The sequence below is a fragment of the Candidatus Alistipes pullistercoris genome, assembly GCF_027665465.1.
GTDB classification, from domain to species: domain Bacteria; phylum Bacteroidota; class Bacteroidia; order Bacteroidales; family Rikenellaceae; genus Alistipes_A; species Alistipes_A hominis.
On sequence record NZ_JAQDED010000006.1, the window covers coordinates 35,396 to 57,673 of the forward strand.

Annotated in this window: 14 protein-coding genes; 11 read left to right on the forward strand and 3 right to left on the reverse strand. The window is 58.2% G+C overall.

Annotated features, from left to right (window positions below; translation table 11 throughout):
• Positions 1-137: 137 nt before the first annotated feature.
• Positions 138-890: a CDGSH iron-sulfur domain-containing protein gene (locus tag PGR91_RS09585; RefSeq protein WP_101572199.1), complete on the reverse strand. Its 753-nt coding sequence runs from the start codon at positions 888-890 to the stop codon at positions 138-140.
• 49 nt (positions 891-939) lie between these two features.
• Positions 940-2,307, reverse strand: coding sequence for an MATE family efflux transporter (locus tag PGR91_RS09590; protein ID WP_118656743.1), 1,368 nt, complete (start codon positions 2,305-2,307; stop codon positions 940-942).
• Positions 2,308-2,487: 180 nt separating this feature from the next.
• Here PGR91_RS09590 and PGR91_RS09595 point away from each other — a divergent pair, with 180 nt between their 5' ends.
• Positions 2,488-3,045 carry a hypothetical protein gene (locus tag PGR91_RS09595; protein WP_055205744.1) on the forward strand — a complete coding sequence of 186 codons (558 nt, stop codon included), beginning with the start codon at positions 2,488-2,490 and terminating at the stop codon, positions 3,043-3,045.
• Here the strand turns inward: PGR91_RS09595 and mtgA are convergent.
• The gene (gene mtgA / locus PGR91_RS09600; RefSeq protein WP_055205742.1) at positions 2,973-3,653 is read right to left on the reverse strand and encodes a monofunctional biosynthetic peptidoglycan transglycosylase; all 681 of its coding nucleotides are present in this window, start codon (positions 3,651-3,653) and stop codon (positions 2,973-2,975) included. The two genes, PGR91_RS09595 and mtgA, sit on opposite strands and share 73 nt — an antisense overlap.
• A 213-nt stretch (positions 3,654-3,866) precedes the next feature.
• On the opposite strand from mtgA, the gene nifJ reads away from it, so the two are divergent.
• From nifJ to murQ, 10 genes are all read left to right on the forward strand, one after another.
• Complete coding sequence (nifJ, locus tag PGR91_RS09605) at positions 3,867-7,415, forward strand: pyruvate:ferredoxin (flavodoxin) oxidoreductase (protein ID WP_055205740.1); 3,549 nt, start codon at positions 3,867-3,869, stop codon at positions 7,413-7,415.
• A gap of 238 nt (positions 7,416-7,653) precedes the next feature.
• A complete protein-coding gene (locus PGR91_RS09610) occupies positions 7,654-9,681 on the forward strand; it encodes a transketolase family protein (RefSeq protein ID WP_055205737.1) in 2,028 nt (675 codons plus the stop codon).
• A 184-nt stretch (positions 9,682-9,865) separates the two neighbouring features.
• On the forward strand, positions 9,866-11,860 hold the full coding sequence (locus PGR91_RS09615; RefSeq protein WP_118656741.1) for an OPT family oligopeptide transporter: 1,995 nt from the start codon (positions 9,866-9,868) through the stop codon (positions 11,858-11,860).
• Between the two features lie 18 nt (positions 11,861-11,878).
• Positions 11,879-13,099: a peptidase T gene (gene pepT / locus PGR91_RS09620; protein WP_055205734.1), complete on the forward strand. Its 1,221-nt coding sequence runs from the start codon at positions 11,879-11,881 to the stop codon at positions 13,097-13,099.
• 319 nt (positions 13,100-13,418) lie between these two features.
• A complete protein-coding gene (locus tag PGR91_RS09625; protein ID WP_101572187.1) occupies positions 13,419-14,720 on the forward strand; it encodes an O-acetylhomoserine aminocarboxypropyltransferase/cysteine synthase family protein in 1,302 nt (433 codons plus the stop codon).
• A 251-nt stretch (positions 14,721-14,971) separates the two neighbouring features.
• Positions 14,972-16,420: a sodium:solute symporter gene (locus PGR91_RS09630; protein WP_118656739.1), complete on the forward strand. Its 1,449-nt coding sequence runs from the start codon at positions 14,972-14,974 to the stop codon at positions 16,418-16,420.
• Complete coding sequence (locus PGR91_RS09635) at positions 16,417-19,416, forward strand: xanthan lyase (RefSeq protein WP_118656737.1); 3,000 nt, start codon at positions 16,417-16,419, stop codon at positions 19,414-19,416. The genes PGR91_RS09630 and PGR91_RS09635 overlap by 4 nt, the downstream gene beginning before the upstream one ends.
• Before the next feature lie 12 nt (positions 19,417-19,428).
• A complete protein-coding gene (locus PGR91_RS09640; RefSeq protein WP_101572180.1) occupies positions 19,429-20,598 on the forward strand; it encodes an acyltransferase family protein in 1,170 nt (389 codons plus the stop codon).
• Positions 20,595-21,437, forward strand: coding sequence for an ATPase (locus PGR91_RS09645; RefSeq protein WP_118656735.1), 843 nt, complete (start codon positions 20,595-20,597; stop codon positions 21,435-21,437). Before PGR91_RS09640 ends, PGR91_RS09645 begins: the two co-directional genes overlap by 4 nt.
• A 9-nt stretch (positions 21,438-21,446) precedes the next feature.
• Entirely contained in the window at positions 21,447-22,268 is an 822-nt protein-coding gene (gene murQ, locus PGR91_RS09650) for an N-acetylmuramic acid 6-phosphate etherase (protein WP_055205729.1), read from the forward strand.
• Positions 22,269-22,278 lie beyond the last annotated feature (10 nt).

Here is a 22,278-nt window from a genome sequence, read left to right on the forward strand (position 1 = left end):
AAAATCGGGGAGTTCGACAAAATTACCATTTTTCGCGGATTTTCCGAACGATTTCGACAGGCATAAAAAAACGGAGGGAAAAATTTCCCTCCGACAAACATTATTTTCGAAAACAGCGACGAAGCTTTCGAAATACCCTACCACTCTTCGCCGTCCGGCTCGGGCTTTCCCGGCAATCCGTCGCGAAACCCCATCGAAGCGTGCGTCCCGTCGCAGTACGGCTTGTTGGACGACTGGCCGCAACGGCACAATGTCACCCGGTTGCGGATCTCGTAGACAAACCCGTCTTCGCGTTGAATCGGAATGCCGCCGCGCACCCACAACGCGCCGCTGCACCCGCGCTGCGGATCTTCCAACAGGCCGAGCGAAGGTTCGAAATGCGGTTCGTGCGGATGGCTGGCGTCGAGCCACGCCGAAAGACGTCCGGCCGGACAACGGTCCGCCTCGCGGATCGTCAGGTCGCGGGCGCGTTCGCCCTCCTCCTCTACCAGATTCCACACCTGCCCCTTCGCATCGCAGAAACGGGCGAAAGCGCAATACTCGCGGTTATCGGTCAACGCCACTTCCGGACCGCCGAACGACTCGGCTTCATCCAGCAGCGGTTCTTCCGATGCGGTAAGCGACGGGTCCCAGTCGGTATGCACGTGCGAACCGTCGCAGTACGGCTTGGTCTTCGACGCGCCGCAACGGCACAGCGCCGTCGGTTCGTCTTGGGTAGCATACTCTTTGCCCGCCTTGTAATACCAGATTTCGCCTTCGCGGTTCGGCAACATGAATTGTTGTTTCAGTGGCGGCTGTCCGTAAACCAGATAGGGCCCTTCCTCCATAACGGTGATATGAAACCGGTCGGGGGCCACTTTCGTGCCCGGTTGTACATTGAACTTTTCCATGTGATTGATGTGTTTAAAAATCGTTTACGGATTTTCGAACGTGCAACAATCATACCCGTCGGCCGGAAGAAGGATAAAATACGCGTCTTTCGCTGCGCAGGAACAGAATCGCCACAACGGCCGCCAGCAGGTCGGCGGCCGGGATCGATAGCCACACTCCGGTCAGGCCGAACCAGCGCGAAAAGAAATAGAGCGCCGGGATCAGGAAAATCACCTGTCGGGACAACCCCATGAAAACGGCCTTCTGAGCCTTGCTGATCGACTGCAGGAATACCGAAACGACGATCTGAAAACCGTCCAGAAACAGCAGGCAGTACCCCAGCCGCATCCCGTGCACGGCCATAGCCGTCAGATCGGGATCGTCGGTAAAAGCCCTGACGAGCCAGCGGGGAAACAGTTCGGAAGCGAGGAAACCGACCGTAACGATCAGCGTGGCGATCCGGATCGTCAGCAGCAGCACATCTTTGACCCGTTTGTGTTTTCCGGCGCCGTAATTGAAGCCGACGATCGGCTGCATCCCCTGGCAAAGCCCGAGCACGCACATCACGATCAGCATACCGAAGCTGTTGATGATGCCGAATGCTCCGATCGCCAGGTCGCCCCCTTCGCGCACCAGTTGGTTGTTCATAATGATGTTGACGACGCTCGCCGCCAGGTTCATCAGGAACGGGGCCATGCCGATCGAAACGATGTTGCGGATGATCCGGGCTTTCGGCCGGAAGCAGCCGACCCGGAAATGCACCTGGTGTTTGGTGTTGAAAAAGTGACTCATCACGAACAGCATGCTGACAAACATCGAGATGACCGTCGCGACGGCCGCCCCCTCGATCCCCATATTCAATCCGAAAATGAAGATCGGATCGAGGATCACGTTCAGCCCAACGCCGATCAGAATCGTGTACATCGACTTGCGCGGATAACCGGTGGCCCGCATCACCCCGCTGAAACTGTAACTGAGGTTCGACAGGACGCTCCCCGGAATCACGATCCGCAGGTAATCCTTCGCATACGGGATCGTCTGCGCGCTGCCGCCGAACGCCAACAGGATATCGTCCAAGTAGAGCATCGAAAAAGTAATCAGCACCGCCGAAAACAAAAACGTCAGCACGAAAGCGTTCCCCAGGATATTACGCGCCCAACGCACATCATTCATTCCCAGCACGATGGATATCCGAGCCGACGCGCCAACGCCGACCAGCGTACCGATCGCCATCACGAGCGTCATCAGCGGGAAAGTCAACGCCAGCCCCGAAATCGCCAACGGGCCCACGCCCTGCCCGATAAAAATTCTGTCGACGATGTTGTACAACGACGCCATCACCATCCCGATCACCGCCGGAATGGAATAATCGAGTAATAACTTCCCTACGCGCTCCGACCCGAGCCGGGCCGTCGCTTGATCCATCTGCACTGCCATATTTCGTTTTTTTCTGATACGCCGTTCCGGAGAGGACGGCCGAGACAGGACAAAGATACCGAATTTCAACCGAAAAATCCGCAATCTCACCTATAATATATTGCATATTCCACAGAAATGATTAGTTTTGTATGCGTAGGGCCGTATCATACAAGTACTAACGAATTCTATTCGGAAATCATGAAATCCGTAAAAGTCCTGCCGACGCTGTCGATCCTGTTGCCGGCGGTTTCCGTTGCGCAGGCGGCGCGTCCGCTGCGGGGAATCCGCATCGTCAGTCCGGCAAATCCCGTAACGATCTACCTGAACGGCGAGCGGGTCTTGTCCGTCACCAACAGTTGTTTCATCGCCAACCTGAAAAGCGGCGACTGCCGGATCGAGGCCTACGACGGGTACGGCGACAATAAACGCGACGGCAGTCCCGTTTTTTCAGAAATCGTACGTCATTCGGGCCGCGAGGTCACCGAAATCAGCGTCGAAAACCGTAGCCGGGCCTGTTCGAACGTTCCGGCGATCGGCCGGGCGCAGTTCGGCCGGCTTGCTGAACATGATCCGGGAAGAGGCGTTCGACGCCAACAGGAACACGCTGCTGTCGACGCTGAAATTTTCGGGAAGCAAAAGCGAACTGAAAAATTTTATCGGCGGTCTATAAAATCCGGCGCGGCTCACCGGCCCAGATCGACCTCGCCGACCATGTTCATCAGGGTACGCACGCGGGCGGCGCGGCGCACCATGTAGTTCGAAGGATTCTGCAGCCGCATCCGCAGCGGATTCGGCAGCACGGTGGCGATCATCGACGCCTCGTAACGGTTCAGTTCTTTGGCACTCTTACCATACACCTCGCGGGCGGGAGCTTCAACCCCGTACATGTTCCGGCCGGTCTCGATGACATTCAGGTAGGTTTCCATGATACGGCGTTTGCTCCAGCAGCACTCGATCAGCACGGTGTAATAAGCCTCGAACCCCTTTCGCAGCCAGGTGCGCGAAGGAAAGCAGAAAACGTTCTTGGCCGTTTGCTGCGAAATGGTGCTTCCGCCGCGGAGGCGCTTACCCTCGCGGTTCTCGTCGAGCGCCTGGTTGATCGCCTCCCAGTCGAAACCGTTGTGCGTAGCGAAATTATTATCCTCGGTGGCGATTACCGCCTGTACGACCGACGGATTGATCCGGTCGAATGGCACCCAATTTGAATGCACTGAAAAACCGTCCTGCGTGAAATTCTCGAAGAAACGGAGCACCTTCAGCGGCGTGACCGTTACCGGCACCGCCCGAAGCAACAGCACCGAGCAAACCGAATAGGTCACGAAAAACAGCGACAGATAAACTACCAACCGCAGCAAGTAGCGCATAATCAAGATTTACAGACAATTAATTTTCAAGAAAACACATCCGAAACGAGAAAACGCTCTGGAGCATTCGGGCAAAAATAATATAATTTTTCACATTTCATAGTGAAAAAATGAGCAAATTATTCAATTTAAAATAATCGCTGTATATTTGCACGAAATTACAGAGAAGGGAAAAACTTTTAGGAAAATTATTCCAACAAATCGTTTTTAAAAATGGCACAAAAAAAATTTATCACCTGTGACGGAAACTACGCAGCCGCCCACATCGCTTATATGTTCAGCGAGGTAGCGGCGATCTATCCGATCACTCCGTCGTCCACGATGGCAGAATATGTCGACGAATGGGCGGCAAGCGGACGTAAAAACATTTTTGGGGAGACAGTCAAAGTCGTTGAGATGCAGTCCGAGGCAGGAGCCGCCGGCGCAGTGCACGGTTCGCTCCAGGGAGGTGCTTTGACCACTACGTTCACCGCTTCTCAGGGGTTGCTGCTGATGATTCCGAACATGTACAAAATAGCCGGGGAGCTGCTTCCCTGCGTATTCCACGTATCGGCGCGGGCGCTCGCAGCACAGGCCCTGTCCATTTTCGGCGACCACCAGGACGTAATGGCCGCCCGTCAGACCGGCTTTGCCATGCTGGCTTCGGGCAGCGTGCAGGAAGTGATGGATCTGGCCGGCATCGCCCACCTGATCGCCATTAAATCGCGGGTTCCGTTCATGCACTTTTTCGACGGATTCCGCACCTCGCACGAAATCCAGAAAATCGAGCTGATCGACGAGGAAGCGCTCATCAAACTACTCGACACCAAAGCGTTGGCCGAGTTCCGCAAACGGGCGTTGAATCCGGAGAACCCGGTAACGCGCGGCACGGCCCAGAACTCCGACATCTATTTCCAAACCCGCGAAGCGTCGAACCGCTTCTACGACGCCATCCCCGATCTGGTGGCCGAGGCCATGGAGAACATCAGCAAAATCACCGGCCGGGAATACAAACCGTTCACTTATTACGGCGATCCGGACGCCGAAAACGTCGTAATCGCGATGGGTTCGATCACCGAAACGATCAAGGAGACGATCGACTACATGCAGGCGAAAGGCGAAAAGGCCGGCTTGATCTCGGTACATCTCTACCGTCCGTTCTCGCCGAAATACCTGATGAACGTACTGCCGAAATCGGTAAAACGAATCTGCGTGCTCGACCGTACCAAGGAACCGGGCGCCAACGGCGAACCGCTCTACCTCGACATCAAAGACGTGCTGTACGGCACCGCAAACGCGCCGATCGTCGTAGGCGGCCGCTACGGGCTGTCGTCGAAAGACACCACCCCGGCGCAGATGCTGGCCGTTTACGAAAACCTGAAGGCCAACGAGCCGAAGGATCACTTCACGGTAGGCATCGTGGACGACGTAACGTTCACCTCGTTGCCGGTAGGCCCGGAACTGCACCTCGAAAACAAAGATACGTTCGAGGCCCGTTTCATCGGCCTGGGCGCCGACGGTACCGTTGGAGCCAACAAGAACTCGATTAAAATCATCGGCAACACGACCGACAAATACTGCCAGGCCTACTTCGCCTACGACTCGAAAAAGTCGGGCGGCTATACGGCATCGCACCTGCGTTTCGGCGACAAGCCGATCCGTTCGCCCTACCTGGTCAATACGCCGGATTTCGTAGCCTGCCACGTTCCTTCGTACCTCGGCAAGTACGACCTGCTGAAAGGGCTGAAGGACGGCGGCACATTCCTGCTGAACAGCGTTTGGGACGCGGAAACCACCAAGAAGCACCTGCCGGACGCTATGAAAAAGTACATGGCCGAGCACAAAATCAACTTCTACATCATCAACGCGACGAAAATCGCATCGGAAATCGGCCTCGGAAGCCGCACCAACACGATCATGCAGAGCGCATTCTTCAAGGTGTCGGGCGTCATTCCGTACGACAAGGCCAAGGAGGAGATGAAGAAAGCCATCTACAAATCCTACGGCAAGAAAGGCGAGGACGTGGTCAACATGAACTACGCCGCCGTAGAACGCGGGGGCAACGTGACCAAAGTGAAGATCCCGGCCGAATGGGCTTCGATCGAAGTCGTTCCGACCGAACCGGAAAACGCACCCGAATTCATCCGGAAAATCGTCCGCCCGATCGAAAGCCTCGAAGGAGACAACCTGCCGGTCAGCGCGTTCGTCGGCCGTGAAGACGGTTCGTGGGATCCGGGCACGTCGCAGTACGAGAAACGCGGCATCGCCGTAAAAATTCCGGAATGGCAGCCCGACAACTGTATCCAGTGTAACCAGTGCGCTTATGTTTGCCCGCACGCAGCGATCCGTCCGTTCCTGCTGACCGAAGAGGAAGCCGAAGCCGCTCCCGAAGGAACGAAAACGATCCAGGGCGCCGGCGCGACGAAAGCCTACAAATTTAAGATCCAGATCTCTCCGCTCGACTGTACCGGTTGCAGCAACTGCGCGAACGTCTGCCCGGCTCCGAACAAGGCCCTCGTGATGAAGCCGCTCGAAGAACAGCTCCAGAACGGCGAGGAAGCCCGCTGGGAATACATGCACCGCAAAGTCGGCTACAAAGATACCGTCGTAGACAAGACCAAGACCGTGAAGAACAGCCAGTTCTCGCGTCCGCTATTCGAATTCTCGGGCGCCTGCGCAGGCTGCGGCGAAACGCCTTATATCAAAGCGATCACCCAGTTGTTCGGTCACCGGATGATTATCGCCAACGCGACCGGCTGCTCGTCGATCTACGGAGGCTCCGCACCGTCGTCCCCTTACTGCTCCAACGACAAAGGTTTCGGGCCGGCCTGGGCTAACTCGCTGTTCGAGGACAACGCCGAATTCGGACTCGGGATCCTGTCGGGCGTCGCCAAACAGCGCGAGCGCCTTTGCATCCTGATGCGCGAAGCGATCGAAAACGGATCGACCTGCTCGGCCGAACTGAAAAGCGTAATGACCGAATGGATCGACAACCGCAAAGACGCGACCAAAAGCGAAGAGATCGCCGAACGCCTGATCCCGATGATGGAAGCCTGCAACTGCCCGATCTGCCAGCAGATCCTCGAACTGAAACACTACCTGATCAAAAAGTCGATCTGGATCATCGGCGGCGACGGCTGGGCCTACGACATCGGATTCGGCGGTCTGGACCACGTCATCGCATCGGGCAAGAACGTAAACATCCTGGTTCTCGACACCGAAGTCTATTCGAACACCGGCGGACAGTCGTCGAAGAGCACCCCGATCGGCGCCGTCGCCAAATTCGCGTCGGCCGGCAAGCGCGTCCGCAAGAAAGACCTCGGAGCGATGGCAATGACCTATAGCTACGTCTATGTCGCTCAGGTCGCCATGGGAGCCAATCACAACCAATACTTCCAGGCCATTAAAGAAGCCGAAGCTTACAACGGCCCGTCGTTGATCATCGCCTATGCGCCCTGTATCAACCACGGTATCAAAGGCGGCATGGGGCTGTCTCAGATGACCGAGAAGCAAGCCGTCGAATCGGGCTACTGGCACCTATGGCGCTACAACCCGACCCTTCCGGAACAAGGCAAGAATCCGTTCATCCTCGACTCGAAGGAACCGGACTGGTCGAAATTCCAGGAATTCATCCACAAGGAAGTGCGCTACACTTCGTTGCTGAAAACGTTCCCGAAAGAGGCCGAAGAGTTGTTCGCAGCCTCCGAGTCCGACGCCAAATGGCGTTACGACACCTACAAACGTTACGTAGCGATGGACTACTCGAACGAAAAGAAAGAGTAGCGCCTACCGTATAACGACAAAGGCGAAGGGCCGTCCCGCAATCGGGACGGCCCTTTGTTTTCGGAACGGTTCCCGGACGGCGCGGAGACGATCCGGGAACGGCGCGGAAAGGCCCGCCGCCGGGGAATTATTCGTTTGCAGGATTTTGAAGAATCGGTTTTTTTACCTAAATTTGTTTCGTTTAATTTTTCCGGAAACGAATTCACTTGAAACCAAAAATACTAACTGAATTAACAAAATGAAAGACTTGACGACAAGAGCTGCGGATAACATCCGTATCCTCGCAGCCTCCATGGTGGAGAAAGCGAAGTCGGGACATCCCGGCGGCGCAATGGGCGGTGCCGATTTCGTAAACATTCTCTATTCGGAATACCTGAACTACAATCCCGAAGACCCGCGTTACCCGTTCCGCGACCGTTTTTTCCTCGATCCGGGCCACATGTCCGCGATGCTGTATTCGGTGCTGTCGCTGGCGGGTTATTTCAAAATGGACGAACTGGCCGCTTTCCGTCAATGGGGCAGCCCGACGCCGGGACACCCCGAGGTGGACGTCGCCCGCGGTATCGAAAACACGTCGGGTCCGCTGGGCCAGGGACATGCGATGGCGCTGGGCGCAGCGATCGCCGAACGCTTTCTGGTAGCCCGCTTCGGCGAATGGATGGCGCATAAAACCTACGTGTTCATCTCCGACGGCGGTATTCAGGAAGAGGTGTCGCAGGGCGTGGGCCGTATCGCCGGCCATCTGGGTCTGAGCAACATGATCATGTTCTACGACTCGAACAACATCCAGCTTTCGACGAAAGTGGACGAAGTTTCGACCGAAGACATCGTGGCCAAATACGAAGCGTGGGGCTGGAACGTCATCAGCATCGACGGCAACGACGCCGCCGAAATCCGCCAGGCGCTGAACCGCGCGATCGCCGAAACCGAAAAACCGACGCTGATCGTAGGCCATACGCTGATGGGCAAAGGCGCCGTCGGCAAAGAAGGCGAAGACTTCTCGAACAAGGTTTCGACGCACGGACAGCCGTTGTCGGCAGCCGGCGGCGACACGGCCAAAACGATCGCCAACCTCGGCGGGGACCCGGAAAAACCGTTCCAGATCTTCAAAGACGTCGAAGAGCTGTACGCCCGCCGTCGCGAAGAGCTGAAAAAATGGTACGCGCTGCGTAAAGAAGAAGAATCGATCTGGCGCGCCGCCAACAAAGAACTGGCCGCGAAACTCGACCAGTTCCTGTCGGGCAAGGCTCCGGATATCGACTATGCGAAGATCAACTGCGGCGACAACGTGGCTACTCGCGCCGCATCGGCCGCCGTACTGTCGTACCTGGCCGAGCATGTGGAAAACATGATCGTTGCATCGGCCGACCTGAGCAACTCGGACAAAACCGACGGATTTTTGAAAAAGACGCATGCGATGGTCAAAGGCGACTTTACCGGCCGTTTCCTGCAACCGGGCGTAGCCGAGTTCACGATGGCCTGCATCATGAACGGCATGGCGCTGCACGGCGGCGTAATTCCGGCCTGCGGAACGTTCTTCGTATTCTCGGATTATATGAAACCCGCGCTGCGTATCGCCGCGCTGCAACGCCTGCCGGTCAAATACGTCTGGACGCACGACTCGTTCCGCGTGGGCGAGGACGGTCCGACGCACCAACCGATCGAACACGAAGCACAGTTGCGCCTGATGGAACAACTGCGCAACCACAAAGGCGAACGTTCGGTCGTCGTACTCCGTCCGGCCGACAGCTACGAAACCGTCGCCGCCTGGAAAATCGCGATGGAAAACGAACGTCCGACCGCGCTGATCCTGTCGCGTCAGAATATCAAGAATCTGCCCGCAGCGAGCGGCGACCGCGCCAAGGAAGCCATGCAGGCCGTCAAGGGCGCTTATATCGTCGAAGACTGCGCCGGAACCCCGGACGTAATCTTGCTGGCGAGCGGTTCGGAAGTGGCTACGCTGATAGACGGCGCCGAAAAGCTGAAAGCCGACGGCGTGAAAGTACGCGTAGTATCGGTTCCGTCCGAAGGACTATTCCGCGACCAGAGCAAGGAGTACCAGAAGAGCGTGCTGCCGTGCGGCGTGCCGAAGTTCGGTCTGACCTCGGGTCTGCCCGTGACGCTGGCCGGCCTGGTCGCCTGCGACGGCGAAGTGTACGGTCTCGATCACTTCGGATATTCCGCTCCTGCGAGCGTCCTGGACAAGGAGTTCGGCTTCTCGGGCGAGAACGTTTACAACCAGGTGAAAGCGATGCTGAAAAAATAAGGCGACTTTTTCATAAACAAGGCAGAGAGGCCGGGTTCCGCAAGGATCCGGTCTCTCTCTTTTCGGCCGACGGGCGGCGGACAGCTTACGGCAAAACAACGCGGATGGCAAACCAAGCGATTCCGATCCGTTTTCCGAATTTGTCGTAAAATAACTACCTTTGAATGACAGATACCCGAAAACCATGGCACAACCGCACAAAACCGATACTACCTCGCTGCCCGAAAACGCATACGGCGAACTCGCCCCCGGCGAAACCTACCGCCCCGTCATGCCCGACACGCCCGCACCGCGCGAAGTAACCCCTTACTCGGTCACATTCGGCATCCTGATGGCCGTCGTCTTCTCCGCCGCCGCCGCGTACCTCGGTCTGCGCGTCGGTCAGGTCTTCGAAGCCGCCATCCCGATCGCCATCATCGCCGTCGGCGTCGGCAACCTCACCGGCCGCCGCAACATGCTCGGACAGAACGTCATTATCCAGTCGATCGGCGCAAGTTCCGGGGTCGTCGTCGCCGGAGCCATCTTCACGCTGCCCGCCCTCTACATTCTGGGGCTCGAAGCGCAGTTCTACCAGATCTTCCTGTCTTCGCTGTTCGGCGGTATGCTCGGCATCCTGCTGCTGATCCCGTTCCGCAAATATTTCGTGCGCGACATGCACGGTAAACTCCCGTTCCCCGAAGCCACCGCCACGACCGAAGTGCTCGTCTCCGGCGAAAAAAAGGGAAACCAAGCCAAACTGCTCGCCGTCAGCGGACTCGTCGGAGGAGTCTACGACTTTATCATCAGTACTTTCGGCTGGTGTACCGAAGAAATATCGACCCGCATGACCGGCTGGGGCGAAGCGCTGGCCGACAAGATGAAAGTCGTTTTCAAGATCAACACCGGCGCCGCCGTCCTCGGTCTCGGCTACATCGTGGGCCTGCGGTATGCGGCCTATATTTGCGCCGGATCGTTCACCGTATGGTTCGTACTGATCCCGTTTCTCAGCCATTTCGCCGACGGGCAGACCCTCGCCGTGGGCGAAGGGATCACCATGCTGCTGCGCGACATGACGCCCGAAATGATTTTTAAAAATTATGCCCGGCATATTGGGATCGGTGGGATTGCAATGGCAGGGGTCATCGGCATCGTCCGCTCGTCGAACATCATCCGGCAGGCGCTCGGGCTGGCCGTCACCGAACTGCGCGGCCGACGCGCCGGAGCCGAAACCGCCGAACGCACCCAGCGAGACATTCCGATGAAACTGATCCTCTCGGTGCTGATCGCCGTACTGGCCACGACGTTCATCTTTTTCCGCTTCGGACTGCTGGACAACTGGCTCCACGCGGGCATCGCGATCGCCATTGTTTTTGTCATCTCGTTCCTGTTCACGACCGTCGCGGCCAACGCCATCGCAATCGTCGGCACGAACCCGGTATCGGGCATGACGCTGATGACACTAATCCTCAGCTCGCTGATACTGGTCAGCGCCGGACTCAGCGGCACGGCCGGCATGACCGCCGCACTGATCATCGGCGGCGTGGTCTGCACGGCGCTCGCCATGGCCGGCGCTTTCATCTCCGACCTGAAAATCGGCTACTGGCTCGGCTCGACGCCCGCTAAACAGGAGGGCTGGAAGTTTCTCGGAACGGCGGTCTCGGCCGCAACGGTCGCCGGCGTGATGATGGTGCTGAACAAAACCTACGGCTTCACCGGCGACGGCGCGCTGGTCGCACCGCAGGCCAACGCGATGGCCGCGGTCATCAAACCGCTGATGGAAGGCGGCGCAACGCCGTGGCTGCTCTATTTCGCCGGCGCGGCGCTGGCGCTGGTGCTGACGATGATCGGCGTTCCGGCGCTGGCTTTCGCGCTCGGCATGTTTATTCCGCTGGAACTGAACGCCCCGCTGCTGGTCGGAGGTCTCGTCAGTTGGTATGTCGGCAGCCGCAGCCGAAACGCCGAAACGAACAAGACCCGCCGCGAACGCGGAACGCTTATTGCATCGGGATTCATCGCCGGAGGCGCGCTGATGGGCGTCGTGAGCGCCCTGCTGAAATATTTCGGAGCCGACTGGTTCGCTACGGAATGGAACGGCACGACGGGAGCCGAAGTGTTGTCGCTTGCAATGTACATCCTGCTGATCGCCTATTTCGTCCGCGACAGTTTAAGAGATTCGGCCCGTAAGAACAACGGAAGTTAATACGAAAGAGATAAAAATATGACCCTCGAACAACGATTCTTAAAATACGTCGCTTTCGACACGCAGAGCGACCCGAAAAGCGAAACCTATCCGTCGACGGCCAAACAACTGGCCCTGCTGAACCACTTGCTCGAAGAGATGACGACCCTCGGACTGCACGATGTCGAGATCGATCCGAACGGCTATGTCACCGGTACGATCCCGGCGACGCCGGGCTGCGAGTCGGCCCCGGTCGTCGGCTTCATTTCGCACGTCGATACCAGTCCCGATATGAAAGGGTCGGACATCCGCCCCGGCATTATCGAACGCTACGACGGCGGCGATATCGCGCTGAACGACAAACTCACGATGCGCGCCGCCGATTTCCCGGAACTGGCGTTCTACAAAGGGCACCGGCTGATTGTGACCGACGGCACGACACTGCTCGGCGCCGACGACAAAGCCGGCATCGCCGAAATCATGACCGCAGCCGAATACCTGACGACCCACCCCGAAGCGAAACACGGCACGATCCGGATCGGGTTCACGCCGGACGAAGAGATCGGCCGCGGAGTGGATTTCTTCGACGTAGAGCGGTTCGGGGCGAAATTCGCCTACACGATGGACGGCGGCTTCGAAGGCGAGATCGAATACGAAAACTTCAACGCGGCCGCCGCCGAAATCGCCGTGCAGGGACGCAACATCCATCCCGGATACGCCAAAGACAAAATGATCAACGCTTTGCAGGTAGCCTGCGAAATCAACGCGCTGCTGCCCGCCGCCCAGCGTCCGGAACACACCGAGGGCTACGAAGGTTTTTATCATCTGGTCGGATTGGAAGGAACGGTCGAACGGGCTTCGCTGGAATACATCATCCGCGACCATTCGCACAAAAAGTTCAAAGCGAAAAAACGCTATCTCGCCGACGCCGTGGCGCTGCTCGGCGAGAAATACGGGGAAGGCGTCATCCGCCTGACGCTGAAGGACCAGTACTACAACATGCGCGAAAAAATCGAACCGTATCCCGAAGTGATCGAAAAGGCGATGGAAGCGATGCGGCAGGCAGGCGTCGCGCCGATCGTGCGTCCGATCCGCGGCGGCACGGACGGGGCGAGGCTATCGTACATGGGCCTGCCGTGCCCGAACCTGTTTACCGGCGGCATGAATTTCCACGGCAAATTCGAGTACTGTTCGGTCGACACGATGCAACGAGCCGTGCAAACCATTATAAACCTGGCCCGTATCTGGTCCGAATCCTGACAGACGCGCAGCCTTTCGTTTGCAGAAACTAAAAAAAATTAAAAAAATTTGCGGAAAACGCACCAACTTTACGGGAAATGCATATATTTGCCGCAGGAACATGAATGAAATGACAAACAACAGCGCATACGAACGTTTCGCAGCACTCCGGGCTTCCTGCCGGATGACGATGGGTATGTGCATGTCTTCCTGCTTACGCCGGATGTGATTCTGTTTGTCTGCCCCGCACCGATTCAAAACGACACAATCATAACGATCCGGCCTTCGAGCCGGATTTTTTTGTATCCCGAATTCACAAACCAATCAAAAAAATAAAACCATGAGCAAAAGAAATTATCACTTCGACACCCTGCAGGTTCACGCAGGACAGGCGCCCGACCCCACGACCGGTTCGCGCGCCGTTCCCATTTACCAGACCACGTCGTATGTCTTTTCGGACGCGCAGGAAGGCGCCGACCGGTTCGCTCTGAAGAAGTTCGGCAACATCTACACGCGACTGACCAATCCGACGACGGCCGTATTCGAAGACCGCATTGCGGCGCTCGAAGGCGGCACGGCGGCCGTAGCGACCGCATCGGGCCTGTCGGCGCAATTTTTGGCCATCAGCAACCTCGCCGAAGCCGGCGACAACATCGTCAGCACCTCGTACATCTACGGCGGCACGCACAATCAGTTCAAAGTCGCCCTGCGCCGTTTCGGTATCGAGGTACGGTTCGCCGACGGCGACGACGTACGGAGCATCGCTTCGCTGATCGATCCGAGAACGAAGGCGATCTATCTGGAAACCATCGGCAACCCGGAGTTCAACGTGCCCGACTTCGAACCGATCGTCGAACTGGCGCGTAAGCACGACATCGCCGTAATCACCGACAACACGTTCGGGGCCGGCGGTTACTTGTTCCGCCCGATCGAATGGGGCGTCAACGTCGTGACGCATTCGGCGACCAAATGGATCGGCGGACACGGCACCAGCCTCGGCGGCGTAGTGGTCGACGGCGGCAACTTCGACTGGGGCAACGGCAAATACCCGGCCTTCAGCGAACCGACCGAAAGCTACAACGGGCTGAAAATATGGGAGGTATTCGGCAGCGACGGCCCCTTCGGCAACATCGCGTTCGCAATCCGCACGCGTGCCGAAGGACTGCGCGATCTGGGACCGTGCCTGAGCCCGTTCAATGCCTTTCAACTGCTGCAAGGCCTCGAAACGCTGTCGCTGCGAGTACAACGCAGCGTCGACAACACGCTGGAAATCGCGCAATGGCTCGAAAAACACCCGAAGGTCGAAAGCGTCAATTATCCCGGCCTCAAAAACAGTCCGCACCACGCGCTGGCAAAAAAATACCTGCGCCACGGCTTCGGCGGCGTACTGTCGTTCCGCGTCAAAGGCAACGCCGAACAGACGGCTCAGGTCATCAACCACCTGGAATTGATTAGCCACCTGGCCAACGTCGGCGACACGAAGTCGCTGATCATCCACCCGACATCGACGACACATGCCCAGCTCAGCGAAGCCGAACAGCGCAAAGCCGGCGTCTTCCCGAACCTGCTGCGGCTATCGCTCGGCATCGAGGCGGTCGAAGACCTCAAAACCGACCTGGACGAAGCGTTACGGACCCTATAACCGCCTCCGGTTTCGGAAACCGATGTTCGAAAGGCCGTTCCCGGTTCGGGGACGGCCTTTCGCTTCTATCCGATATTCAACGCCGGAACCGACGATTCCGCACAGGCAATTTTACCCGACTCCGGCGTAAAACGGAAAACCCGCGAAATCCTTTCGTCCCCCACCGAACGGAATCCGACGGAAACCGTCTCGTAATCTGCCGTTTTTTCTAAAATAGTTCGTACCTTTGGGATACCAAACCGATCCGGAATATGACCCCTGCTTTAGTCCTCGTTACCGTCGCGGCTTATTTTACCGTGCTGTTCGCAGTCGCCTACGTGACCGGACGGAAGGCCGATAACCAGGGATTTTTCGTCGGCAACCGGAAATCGCCCTGGTTCGTCGTGGCTTTCGCGATGATCGGGTCGAGCATTTCGGGGGTTACGTTCATCTCGGTACCGGGTTGGGTGGCGACCAGCCATTTCTCGTACATGCAGATGGTATTGGGGTTCCTCTCCGGACAACTGATCATCGCGTTCGTGCTGATCCCGCTGTTTTACCGGATGCGGCTCGTATCGATCTACGAATACCTCGAAAACCGCTTCGGAGCCTCCTCCTACAAAACCGGGGCATGGTTCTTCTTCATCTCGAAAATGCTCGGGGCGGCCGTGCGGATTTTCCTGGTCTGTATCGTCATGCAACTACTGGTTTTCGAACCGCTCGGCATCGGATTCGTCTGGAACGTCGCCGCCACGATGGCGCTCGTATGGCTCTACACGTTCCGCGGCGGCGTCAAATCGCTGATTTGGACCGATTCGCTCAAAACGTTCTGCCTCGTAGTAAGCGTCGTACTGTGCATCTGTTACATCGCGTCCGACCTGCAGCTCGGCTTCGGGCAGATGGTGCGGACGATCGCCGTCCACGACTATTCGCAGGTCTTCTTTTTCGACGATATAAACGACAAACGCTACTTTTTCAAGCAGTTCCTTGCGGGCGTTTTCACGGTGATCGCAATGAGCGGCCTCGACCAGGACATGATGCAGCGCAACCTGAGCTGCAAGAATTTCCGGGATTCGCAGAAAAACATCGTAACCAGCGGCATCCTGCAACTGTTCGTGATCCTGCTGTTCCTGATGCTCGGAGTGTTGCTCTACACGTTCGCCGAACGCAACGGCCTGCAGGTTCCGCAGAAAAGCGACGAATTGTTCCCGATGATCGCGACGCAGGGCTACTTCCCGGTGATCGTCGGTATTCTGTTCGTGCTCGGACTGATTTCGGCAGCCTATTCGGCGGCGGGGTCGGCGCTAACCTCGCTGACAACCTCGTTCACGGTCGATATTCTCGGAAGCACGAAAAAACACGACGAAACCCGGACGGCCCGCATCCGCAAGCGGGTGCACGTCGGCATGGCCGTCACGATGGGCGTCGTAATCCTGATCTTCAACGTACTGAACAACACGAGCGTCATCGACGCCGTCTACGTCCTGGCCAGCTACACTTACGGTCCGATCCTCGGCATGTTCGCGTTCGGCATTTTCACCAAACGCCCGGTTCGGGACCGTTGGGTTCCGCTCGTCGCGCTGCTGTCTCCGGTGCTCTGTTTCGTACTGGACAGTCACTCGGAAACCTGGTTCAACGGTTATTCGTTCAGTTACGAACTTTTGATATTCAACGCATTATTTACATTTGCAGGCCTTTGCCTGCTAATCAGAAAAAAATGAAAATCATAAAAAAAACGCACGCAGTCCGTCTTGCGTTCCTGTTGTCGGGGTTCTTCGCGGCAACTCTGCCGCTGCAAGCCCAGCCGCTCCCGCAGGATGTCCGCGACCGGATCGGGGACCTGCTCACCGAAACGGCCCGCACGACGATCCGCTCGGGCCGGATTACGATCGACTCGGTGGCCGCAGACAAAAAAACGCTGGAACTCTATGCCGGCGACAACTGCGCCTACATCCCGTTCCGCGAAGACAACGTCCGGAGAATTTACGACGGTATCCGAGAATTGCTGCCGGCCGGGTTCAAACGCAAGGAGATCGTCCTGTTCTCCGACGGAAAACGGATCGAGGAACTGATCCCCGCCCCGTTGCGCAGCAAAGCCGACCGCAGCCGAAAACGCTTCGTCACGAAATCGCCCGAGCCGCTGGTCACGCGGGCGGATCGGCCCTACCGGCCGACCGCCGGACTCGACGGACGCCACATCGCCCTGTGGCAAAGTCACGGATACTATTTCGAACCGAAACTGAACCGCTGGGAGTGGCAGCGGGCACGTATTTTCGAGATCGTCGAAGACCTCTACACGCAGAGCTACGTGCTGCCCTACCTGGTTCCGATGCTGGAAAACGCCGGGGCCTACGTCCTGATGCCGCGCGAACGCGACGTACAGACCGAAGAGGCGATCGCAGACAACGACCCGGCGATAGCGGGCGCGTCGCGTTACGAAGAGCGAAACGGGACGAAACCCTGGACGACCGGCGAGGAGCCCGGCTTCGCCTACAAACAATCCAGCTACAAGGATGCCGAGAACCCGTTCCGCGACGGAACGTTCCGGCAGGCCGTGACCGTAGGTCATCCGGACGACGTCAGCACGGCACGTTGGACGCCCGACATTCCGAAAGGCGGCCGGTATGCCGTTTACGTCTCCTATAAAACATTGCCGAACAGCACGGACGATGCGGTCTACACGGTTCGCCACAAAGGTGGAACGACCCGTTTCCGCGTCAACCAAACGATGGGCGGCGGCACATGGATCTACCTCGGGCACTTCGATTTCGATGCGGGATGTTCCGAATCGGGCTGCGTTACGCTGAGCAATCTGTCGCATAAGATAGGTCGGATCGTCACGGCCGACGCCGTCAAAATCGGCGGCGGGCAGGGCAACATCGCCCGGATCATGCCGGCCGAACAACGCAATCCGGAAATCGACTACGCATACGAGACCAGCGGCTATCCCCGTTTCACCGAAGGTGCGCGCTACTGGCTGCAATGGGCGGGATTTCCGGATTCGGTCTATTCGGCCACGAGGCATACGAACGACTACCGCGACGACTACCTGTGCCGCGGCCTGTGGGTGAACTACCTGATTGGCGGGACGAAGAACGCCCCCGACCGCGAAGGGCTGCACATTCCGGTCGACCTATCGCTGGCATTCCATTCCGACGCCGGAACGACGATGAACGACTCGATCATCGGCACGCTGGGCATCTATTATACGCACAAAGACGACGGACTCTACCCGAACGGCGCCTCCCGCGACCTGTCGCGCGACCTGACCGACCTGGTGCAATCGCAGATCGTATCGGATATACAGGCGTTGTACGAACCCGAATGGTCGCGTCGCGGCATGTGGGACAAAGCCTATTTCGAAGCGCACGTCCCGGAAGTGCCGGCCATGCTGCTCGAACTGCTGTCGCACCAGAATTTCGCCGACATGCGTTACGGCCTCGACCCGCGTTTCCGCTTTACGGTCAGCCGGGCGATTTATAAAGGCATCCTGCGGTTCCTGGCATTCCAGTACAAGCAGGATTGCGTCGTACAACCGCTGCCGGTCGACCATTTCCGGATCGCATTCGCGGGGCGGGACAGCGTCGAACTGAACTGGCAGCCGGTCGCCGACCCGCTGGAGCCGACCGCCCAGGCAGGACGATACGTGCTCTACACCCGGATCGGCGACGGCGGCTTCGACAACGGGGTTCCGGTCGCGGAAAACCGTATCAAGCTGTACCAGCAGCCCGGCAAAATATACAGTTACAAAGTGACAGCGCTGAACCGGGGCGGCGAAAGTTTCCCGTCCGAAATCCTTTCGGCCTGCCGAGTTCCCGACGAGAAAGGGACGGTGCTGGTCATCAACGGATTCGACCGGATCAGCGCGCCGTACAGTTTCGTATGCGACTCGCTGGCCGGTTTTTACGATGAAATCGACCACGGCGTGCCAGATGGGCAGGACATCAGCTTTATCGGCAGCCAGTACGAATTCCGTCGTCCGGCGCCGTATGCCGACGACGATGCCGCCGGTTTCGGGGCCAGTCGCGCGGATTACGAGAAAGAGGTCATCGCCGGCAATACGTTCGATTATCCGGCCCTGCACGGCCGCTCGATCGTCAGCGCCGGATATTCGTTCGTGTCGTGCAGCAACGAATCGGTCATCGACGACGAGGTGAACCTCGGCGACTACCGAGCGGTCGATCTGATCCTCGGCAAGCAGCGCGAAACCGTCCTGGCGCGCGGAGCCTGTCCGCCGGAATTCCGGGCTTTCCCGCCCGAACTGCAACTGGCCCTCGCGGACTACTGCAACGGCGGGGGCAACCTGCTGGTCAGCGGCGCTTACGTGGGTTCCGACCTGTGGGAAAGCGACACGACCGGGGCATCGAAGGAATTCGCCGCCAACACGTTGAAATTCAAATTGCGTACCGGACGGGCGGCCGTTCGCGGCAGTGTCCGGAGCGTCGCCTCGCCGTACAAAACGCTGAAAGGAGATTACGACTACAACCACGAACTCAACGGCGATTGTTACGTCGTCGAATCGCCCGACGCTATCGAACCGGCTGCCGACGGCGCCTTCACGGTATTCCGTTATACGGAAAACAACCTCAGCGCGGGAGTGGCTTATAAAGGCGCCTACAAGGTCTGCACGCTCGGATTCCCGTTCGAGACCGTCCTTACGGACGAACGGCGCGACAGCCTGATGCGCGGGATTCTGGAATTTTTCGAACAACCATAACCCTTCGGACGAATGAACGCCGCTGAAAACAAACGCCTGCTGGCCCTCGATATCCTGCGCGGGATCACGATCGCAGGGATGATCCTGGTCAACAACCCGGGCAGTTGGAGCGCGATCTACGCTCCGCTGGAACACGCCTCGTGGAACGGACTGACGCCGACCGACCTGGTCTTTCCGTTCTTCATGTTCATCATGGGGGCATCGACCTACTTGTCGCTGAAAAAATTCGATTTCCGGTGCAGCCGCGCCACGGTCCGGAAAATCTTGCGGCGAGTACTGGTGATCTTCCTGATAGGCGTCGGGATCGGGTGGTTCTCAAGATTCTGCGGCACGTTCAACGCGCTGTCGGACGAAGGAGTTCCGTTTTGGGAACGGATCGGACGTTCGTGCTGGACGTTCGACCGGATGCGGATCCTCGGCGTGATGCAACGCCTGGCGCTGAGTTACGGCGCGGCGGCGCTGATCGCCGTAACGGTTCGCCACCGGCGCATCCCGTGGATCGCCGCGGGACTGCTCGCCGGTTATTTCGCGATCCTGCTGTCGGGACACGGATTCGAAATTTCCGAACAAAACGTCGTCGGTATCGTCGACCGAGCAATACTCGGCCCGGCGCACATGTACCGTCAGGGCGATCTCGCCTTCGACCCGGAAGGATTGCTGAGTACGATCCCGTCGATCGCCCACGTGCTGATCGGATTCTGCTGCGGAGGACTGCTCGTCGGCGCACGGAACCTGACGGATAAAATCCAAAACCTATTCCTCGTCGGATCGGCGCTGATGCTGTGCGGCTGGCTGCTGAGCTACGGCTGTCCGATCAACAAGAAAATCTGGTCGCCCACGTTCGTACTGGTCACCTGCGGCATGGCCTCGTCGCTGCTGGCGCTGTTGATCTGGACGATCGATGTCAAAGGTTACAGGCGCTGGAGCCGTTTTTTCGAATCGTTCGGCATCAATCCGCTGTTCCTGTATGTCTCGGCGGCCGTGCTCTCGATCCTGCTGAACAACATTCGCCTGCCGCACGGAAACGGCCTGCTGAGCCTGCACGGGTTCGCCTACTCGCTGTGCCTGAAACCCGCGCTGGGCGACTACTTCGGTTCGCTGGTCTACGCGCTGCTGTTCGTCGCGCTGAACTGGGGAATCGGTTATACATTGTATAAACGGAAAATCTACATCAAAATATGATACTGCTTGCAGACAGCGGCTCGACCAAAACGGACTGGTGCGTAGCCGACGGCGCCGCGGAAATATGCCGGATCGCCACCCACGGAACCAACCCGTTTTTCCAGAGCGCCGACGAAATCGCCCGGGAAGTGGACGGCGGCCTACTCCCGCAGCTTGGAAATCGTCCGATCGAACAAATCCGCTTTTACGGAGCCGGCTGCGCTTTCCCCGATAAGATCGCCGTGATCCGCGACGTCCTGGCCGCCCGTTTCACGGCGGCGGACATCGAAGTGGGCAGCGACATGCTGGCAGCCGCCCGCGCGCTGTGCGGCCGCAACGCCGGCATCGCCTGTATCCTCGGAACCGGCTCGAACTCCTGCCTGTACGACGGAACCGAAATTACGGCCAACGTCTCGCCGCTCGGATTCATCCTCGGCGACGAAGGCAGCGGGGCCGTTCTCGGCCGGACGCTGGTCGGCGATTGCCTGAAAAACCAGCTCCCGACGGGACTCAGAGAGAAATTTCTCTCGCGTTTCGGCTTGACGCCGGCCGATATTCTCGAACAGATTTACAAAAAACCGTTCCCGAACCGTTTCCTCGCCGGCCTGTCGCCGTTTCTCGCGGAAAACCTCGACGTACCGGAAATCCGGGCGCTGGTCAAAAACGGTTTCGCGAGCTTCCTGCGCCGGAACGTACTGCAATACCCCGACTGCCGCGAGCTTCCCGTGCATTTCACCGGATCGGTCGCCTATTATTATAAGGAAATCTTGGAAGAGACCGCCGTCGAATCCGGTCTGCGGATCGGGTCGATCGTCCGCACGCCGATGGAAGGACTCGTCCGTTACCATGCGAATCAATAACGATAACATATGACTTTCGTAAAAATTACCGAACAGGCGTCGCTGCACGACAACCTGGAACAAAAATCCGTCCGCGAGCTGCTGGAAGAGATCAACGAAGAAGACCGGAAAGTCCCGGAAGCGGTCGGCAAGGCGATCCCGCAGATCGAAAAACTGGTAACCGCCATCGTCGAGCGGATGCAGAAAGGAGGCCGCATCTTTTACCTGGGAGCCGGCACGAGCGGCCGGCTCGGCGTGCTGGACGCCTCGGAGATCCCGCCGACCTTCGGGATGCCGCCGACGCTGGTCGTCGGCCTGATCGCCGGCGGCGACACGGCGTTGCGGAATCCGGTGGAACACGCCGAAGACGATCCGCAGCGGGGCTGGCAAGAACTGCTGGAACGGAATATCTCGCCGCTCGACACGGTGATCGGCATCGCGGCATCGGGCACGACCCCGTACGTGATCGGGGCGCTGCACCGCGCCCGCGAACACGGCATCCTGACCGCCTGTATCTGTAGCAACCCGGACTCCCCGCTGGCCGCCGAAGCCGATATTCCGATCGAAATGATCGTCGGGCCGGAACTGGTCACCGGCAGTTCGCGGATGAAATCGGGAACCGGGCAGAAGCTGATCTGCAACATGATTACGACCGCCACGATGATCAAGCTGGGCCGCGTCAAAGGCAACCGGATGGTCAACATGCAACTGACCAACGACAAACTGGTAGACCGCGGAACGCGGATGGTCGCCGACGAACTGGGGCTCGGTTACGAACAGGCCAAACGCCTGCTGCTGCTGCACGGATCGGCCCGCAAAGCGATCGACGCCTACCGCGAATCGCAAAGCTGACCCGCCGGCA

What these genes read in the sequence shown, in the direction of transcription:
- mtgA (WP_055205742.1), bottom strand. Translation starts at nt 3,653, where the DNA reads ATGCGCTACTTGCTGCGGTTGGTAGTTTATCTGTCGCTGTTTTTCGTG.
- PGR91_RS09625 (WP_101572187.1), top strand. Translation starts at nt 13,419, where the DNA reads ATGAGCAAAAGAAATTATCACTTCGACACCCTGCAGGTTCACGCAGGA.
- PGR91_RS09590 (WP_118656743.1), bottom strand. Translation starts at nt 2,307, where the DNA reads ATGGCAGTGCAGATGGATCAAGCGACGGCCCGGCTCGGGTCGGAGCGC.
- PGR91_RS09640 (WP_101572180.1), top strand. Translation starts at nt 19,429, where the DNA reads ATGAACGCCGCTGAAAACAAACGCCTGCTGGCCCTCGATATCCTGCGC.
- PGR91_RS09635 (WP_118656737.1), top strand. Translation starts at nt 16,417, where the DNA reads ATGAAAATCATAAAAAAAACGCACGCAGTCCGTCTTGCGTTCCTGTTG.
- PGR91_RS09595 (WP_055205744.1), top strand. Translation starts at nt 2,488, where the DNA reads ATGAAATCCGTAAAAGTCCTGCCGACGCTGTCGATCCTGTTGCCGGCG.
- nifJ (WP_055205740.1), top strand. Translation starts at nt 3,867, where the DNA reads ATGGCACAAAAAAAATTTATCACCTGTGACGGAAACTACGCAGCCGCC.
- PGR91_RS09585 (WP_101572199.1), bottom strand. Translation starts at nt 890, where the DNA reads ATGGAAAAGTTCAATGTACAACCGGGCACGAAAGTGGCCCCCGACCGG.
- PGR91_RS09610 (WP_055205737.1), top strand. Translation starts at nt 7,654, where the DNA reads ATGAAAGACTTGACGACAAGAGCTGCGGATAACATCCGTATCCTCGCA.
- PGR91_RS09645 (WP_118656735.1), top strand. Translation starts at nt 20,595, where the DNA reads ATGATACTGCTTGCAGACAGCGGCTCGACCAAAACGGACTGGTGCGTA.
- PGR91_RS09615 (WP_118656741.1), top strand. Translation starts at nt 9,866, where the DNA reads ATGGCACAACCGCACAAAACCGATACTACCTCGCTGCCCGAAAACGCA.
- PGR91_RS09630 (WP_118656739.1), top strand. Translation starts at nt 14,972, where the DNA reads ATGACCCCTGCTTTAGTCCTCGTTACCGTCGCGGCTTATTTTACCGTG.
- murQ (WP_055205729.1), top strand. Translation starts at nt 21,447, where the DNA reads ATGACTTTCGTAAAAATTACCGAACAGGCGTCGCTGCACGACAACCTG.
- pepT (WP_055205734.1), top strand. Translation starts at nt 11,879, where the DNA reads ATGACCCTCGAACAACGATTCTTAAAATACGTCGCTTTCGACACGCAG.